This is a genomic window from Kitasatospora sp. NPDC057198, assembly GCF_042670125.1.
In the GTDB taxonomy this organism is placed as follows: domain Bacteria; phylum Actinomycetota; class Actinomycetes; order Streptomycetales; family Streptomycetaceae; genus Kitasatospora.
This window is the reverse complement of record NZ_JBHUWH010000541.1, coordinates 1-4,972: the sequence shown is the minus strand read 5'-3', so window position 1 is coordinate 4,972 and position 4,972 is coordinate 1. Positions and strand designations below refer to the sequence as shown.

Sequence of the window (4,972 nt, the reverse complement as noted above, 5' to 3'; positions counted from 1 at the left end):
CCCGTACGGAGGGGGCGGCCGCTTTTCCGGCGGGGGCCGGGCCCACCGGAGTCCTACGGGTACGCGACCAGGTTGGCCACGTTGGTGGTGGAGTCGGACGGGCCGCCGGTGGAGTTGATGACGTGGGCGATGGTGCCGGTGCCGCCCAGCGAGACGGTCACCATGTCGTGGAAGCGCACGCCGGAGCGGTTCGGGGCCTCGAAGGAGTGGTCCTCGACCACGGCCGGGTTGACGTTGAAGTAGGCGTAGGAGCCCAGGCCCCACGCCTCGTGCGTGGTGACGCCCGGGGCGACCTGGTAGGCCGGGTAGCCGCGGGTCGAGCCGTTCATCCAGGCGGACTGGTTCGGCGGGTCGTACGGCAGCTCGTTCTGGAAGAAGTAGGTGCGGCCGCCGTTGCCGTTCCAGATCACCTGGGTCTGCTGGTAGTGCTCGACGAACAGGCCGTACATGGTCACGTTGTTGCCGTTGACCACCAGCCCGTTGGCGGCGGTGTTGCTGGTCCAGCCCACTCCGCTGCCGTGGTCCGCGCGCCACAGCCACATGTGGTCGCCGATCACGTTGTTGGAGTTGACCACCAGCGACTGGGTCGCCCTGCCGACGCCCGCGCCGCCGATCCGGAAGAACACGTCGTGCAGCGAGGTCGGGTCCGCCGAGTGGTCGGCGGCCGAGCCCGCGGCGCCGATCTGCATCAGCACCGGCGAGTTGACCGTCCCGGCGTCGATCAGCAGGCCGGCCAGCTTGACGCCGTCCACGTCCGCGACGTTCACCGCGGTGACGCCGTTGTCCGGGACGAGGGTGGCCAGGCCCAGGCCGAGCACCACCGTGTCGGCCCGGGTGACGTTCAGGGGCTGGTTCAGGTGGTAGACGCCCGGAGTGACCAGCAGGTTCTTGCCCTGCGCCAGCGCCGCGTTCATGTCGGCCGCGGTCGCGCCCGGCTTCACGACGAAGAACCGGTCGATCGGCAGCGAGCTGCCCTGCTGCGCGCCGCCCGCCCAGGTGGTGCCGGAGGTGTTGGTGCGCAGCGCCGGGACGAACACCTGGTAGGCGCCCGCGGAGTCGACGTACAGGAAGGGCTTCTCGCGCACCACCGGGGTCTGGCCGACGGTGGTGTAGGGCGGGTTGGGGAAGGAGTTGGCGGGCGCGTTGACGTCGCCGACGAATACCATGTTCCAGTTGGAGCCCGTCCAGCTGCCCCACTGCGCGTTGCGCGACAGCCACTGCTGCTGGGAGCCGGAGCGGAGCTGGCCGTCGATCTTCGAGTCGGCGATGAAGCCGCCCGAGGACCACCCGCCGTCGTCCAACTGCAGGTTGCCGCGCACGTGCATCCGGCGGTAGGGCGCGGCCTGCGAGACCGCCCAGCGGTCGGTGCCGCCGGTCGGGTTGACCGACAGGTTCTCGGCGGAGCGCCAGAAGTTCTGCGTCGCGTTGCCCTGGAACCAGTCGGCCTCGGCGTGCACCGCGCCGTTGATCGTGACGTCGTCGGGGGACAGGCCGAGGCCCGCGACCTGGGTGTAGAAGCCGACGTTGGCGTCCACGCCGTAGCTGCCCGGCTTGAACAGCAGCGCCTGGCGCTGGGCGCCGAACTGGTTGGACTCCTGCTGCGCGAAGACCGCGTTCAGCTTGGCCTGGATCGTGGCGGTGGGCATCGACGGGTCGAAGACGGTCACGTTCGGCCCGAAGTCGGGCGTGCCGGGCGGGTTCGTGACGGTGCTCCCGAAGGTGAAGGACTGCGCGGCGGTGCCGTTGCAGGCGTACTGCTGCAGCTGCACCGCGTCCGCGGTGGAGGCGCTCGGCACGTCCAGGCACCTGCCGCTGTTGCGGTTGACGAAGTGGTACGCGCCGCTGCTCTCGGCGACGGCCTGCCACTGCTGGTTCAGGCCGCCGCCGTACGTCCAGAGCTGGACCTTCGCGCCGTCGGCGGTGGAGACGTCGGTGACGTCCAGCACCTTCGAGGTGTCGTTCTGGTTGTTGATCCGGACGTAGCCGTTGCCGAGGTCCTGGACCTGCCACTGCTGGGCGGTGGTGCCGTTGCAGGCGTACTGCTGGACGACGGTGCCGTTGGCGGTGGCGGCCGCGGCGGCGTCCACGCACTTGCCGGAGTTCTGCGCCACCAGCGTGGTCGCCCCGGTCGGGACGGCGGCCAGGGCGGCGGGGGCGGGGGCCAGCAGGACGGCGGAGGAGGCCAGCAGGCCGACCGCGGCGGTCAGCGGGAGGAGTCCGGTGCTGCTGCTGCGCATGGGTGTCGCTCCTTTCTCGGGTCGTCGGGCGGTCAGGCCGGCAGGTTCCACTGCTGGTTGGCGCCGGCGAAGCAGTCCCAGATCTGCAGGCGGGTGCCGTTGGCGGAGGACGGGCCGGTGGCGTCCAGGCAGCGGCCGGAGGCCGGGTTGACCAGGGTCCTGTTCGACTGGGCCTGCCACTGCTGGGCGCCGGTGCCGTTGCAGTCGTACAGCTGGGCCTGGGTGCCGTTGGCGGTGCCGCCCGAGGTCAGGTCCAGGCACTTGCCGAGCGCCCGGATCGTGCCGTCGGTGCCCACCGTCCACTGCTGGGCGGCGGTGCCGTTGCAGTCGTAGAGCTGCACGGCGGTGCCGTTGGCGGAGTCGGCGCCCGCCACGTCCGCGCACTTGCCGCCGTAGCCGGTGATCTGCCCGGTGCGGCCGCTAGGGGGCGGGGTGGTGGAACCGCCGGTGAGCGCGTTGAAGGTCCTCGCGAACTGGTACGCCGACTGCGGGGTGCCGCTGCAGGTGTCGGAGAGGGTGCCGTTGGTGGCGCACGCCTTGTCGCGGCCGAGGGCCCAGAAGGCGAGCAGCTGGATGCCCTTGGCGGCGGCGAAGGACTCCAGGGACTGCGCGTTGGCGGTGGTGAAGACCTCGGAGGTGGTGTCGTTGACCCCGATCATTGGGGTGTTGCCCTCCATCGCCCACAGCTGCTCGGAGGTCTTGGACGTCCAGATCCGGCCGAGCTGGGTGTGCAGGCCGTCGGCGGCGCTGATCGCGGCCTGGCCCATGTCCATCGGCGAGCCGTAGTCCATCGTCATGATGTTGACGGCGTTGACGGTCAGCCCGCGGCTCTTGGCGTTGTTCAGCAGGCTGAGCGAGTTGGCTTCGAGACCCGAAGGACTCACCGGCAGCGTGTAGTTGACGTCGAGCCGCTTGCCGGCCGCCGCCTGGGCCTGCTGGAGCTGGGCGAGCGCCTGGTTGCGGCGGTCGTTGGCGGCGGTGTCGTTCAGCGCGCCGCCCTCGATGTCCAGGTCGATCCTGGTCAGGTTGAGCGCGTCCACCACCCGCTTGTACTGGGCCTGGAGCGTCGGGACGCTGGTGCACGCCTGGCCCAGCTCGGTGCCGGAGGCCCCGCCGAAGCTGGCGATCACGTCGCCGCCCGCGGTCCGGTGCGCGTTGATCGCGCTGGTCCAACCGGCGTCCGTGATCGGGGTGTCGCCGTTGAAGGTGGCGTTGCAGCTGCCGTCGCTGATCACGAAGGCCAGGGTGACGTACTTCAGGCCGCCGCCGTTGCGGGCGTCCGCCAGGGTGTTCGGCGAGTTCCAGGTCTCCAGGTACGGCGCCGCGTAGTGCGCCGGGAAGCCGGGCCCGGGGTTGGCGGCGGCCGAGGCCGGGCCGGCGCCGGCCACCAGCAGGCCGGCCACCGTGGCGGGCAGCGCGACGGCGGCCGCCGCGCTGCGCAGGAGGCGGGCGCGCGGGCGGGGACGCGGGTGGGGGTGCAGGTGGAGACGCGGGTCGGGGTGCGGGTGGGGGCGCAGGCCGGTGCGGGAACGGGTGCGGATCAAGGCGGCTCCTCGTGGGGGAGAACGTTCACTCGTTCATGAAGTGAACGCGAAGCGATGCCTGAGGGAGCGTCCGGAGCGTTCCGGGCAGGGCGGGACGTCCCCCTGACGGGGGATCAATGTGGTGGCCAGCAGCCCTGCCGGCTTTGGTCTGGACCTTTTTCAAGACGTGAAGTTAGGGGCGTCTGCGCGGTCACGTCAACCCCCGTGCGTACAGGAGTCGAAGGACGTGTGCGGAGCGGCCGGTGGTTGACCGCCGCGCCGGAGCGTGCCTAGATTGTATTTGCTTGCAAATGTGAATCGACCGCGCCACCGGAGACGGACCGCGCGGAACGGGGAGGCACACCATGGCCGACGACTTCAACCAGCAGGTCATCGAACGGTTCCGCGCCAACGGCGGGAAGGTCGACGGCTTCCCCGACCTGCTGCTGCTCACCACCGCCGGACGGCGCACCGGCAAACCCCGCACCACCCCGCTCGTCTACCGCGAGGACGCCGGGCGCTACCTGGTCTTCGGCTCCAACGGCGGCGCCCCGCACCACCCGCTCTGGTACCGCAACCTGCTCGCCGCCGGCGGCGGCACCGCCGAACTCCCCGACGGGGACGGCGGCACCGTCGCCCACTCCGTCCGCCCCGTCGAACTCGACCCCGACGAACGCGCCCGCCAGTACGCCGAACAGGCCCGCCGCGTGCCCGCCTTCGCCGAGTACGCCGACCGCGCCGACCGCGCCATCCCGGTCATCGCCCTGCACCCCCTCGACCTCTCCGGCGACCCGGCACTGCCCGCCGCGATCGTCGGACAGCTCCGGCTCCACCACGAGGACCTGCGCCGCCAACTCGCCGACCTGCGCGACCGGTTGGCCGGAACCGGCCCGGCTCCCGGCCCCGGCCCCGGTCCGGCGTCCGGCCCCGACCTGGCGGCCCAGTTGCGCGAACGCTGCCTGAGCTTCTGCCACGGGCTCGACATGCACCACATCCGCGAGGAGGGCGCCTTCACCGCCTTCCAGCGCCGCTACCCGCAACTCCCCCCCGCCATCGCCCGCCTGCGCGCCGACCACCGCACCGTCGCCGACGCGCTCGCCCGCTTCGAAGCCCACCTCGCCGCGCCCGGCGCCGACGACCCCGCCGCGCTGCGCGCCGAACTCGACCGGCTCACCGAGGGCCTGGAGGCGCACTTCGCCTACGAGGAGGAAC

Annotated in this window: 3 protein-coding genes; 1 reads left to right on the top strand and 2 read right to left on the bottom strand. The window is 71.8% G+C overall.

The window, feature by feature from the left end:
- Positions 1-53 precede the first annotated feature (53 nt).
- Positions 54-2,237 (bottom strand): RICIN domain-containing protein, encoded by a 2,184-nt coding sequence (locus ACFUEL_RS35030; protein WP_380241504.1) that lies wholly within the window; start codon positions 2,235-2,237, stop codon positions 54-56.
- 32 nt (positions 2,238-2,269) lie between these two features.
- Positions 2,270-3,718: an RICIN domain-containing protein gene (locus tag ACFUEL_RS35025; RefSeq protein ID WP_380241505.1), complete on the bottom strand. Its 1,449-nt coding sequence runs from the start codon at positions 3,716-3,718 to the stop codon at positions 2,270-2,272.
- A 407-nt stretch (positions 3,719-4,125) separates the two neighbouring features.
- Here ACFUEL_RS35025 and ACFUEL_RS35020 point away from each other — a divergent pair.
- Positions 4,126-4,972 (top strand): nitroreductase/quinone reductase family protein (locus ACFUEL_RS35020; RefSeq protein ID WP_380241502.1); only part of this gene is annotated, 847 nt, incomplete at its 3' end.

Coding starts and splice junctions, on each gene's coding strand:
- ACFUEL_RS35030 (WP_380241504.1), bottom strand. CDS start 2,237: ATGCGCAGCAGCAGCACCGGACTCCTCCCGCTGACCGCCGCGGTCGGC.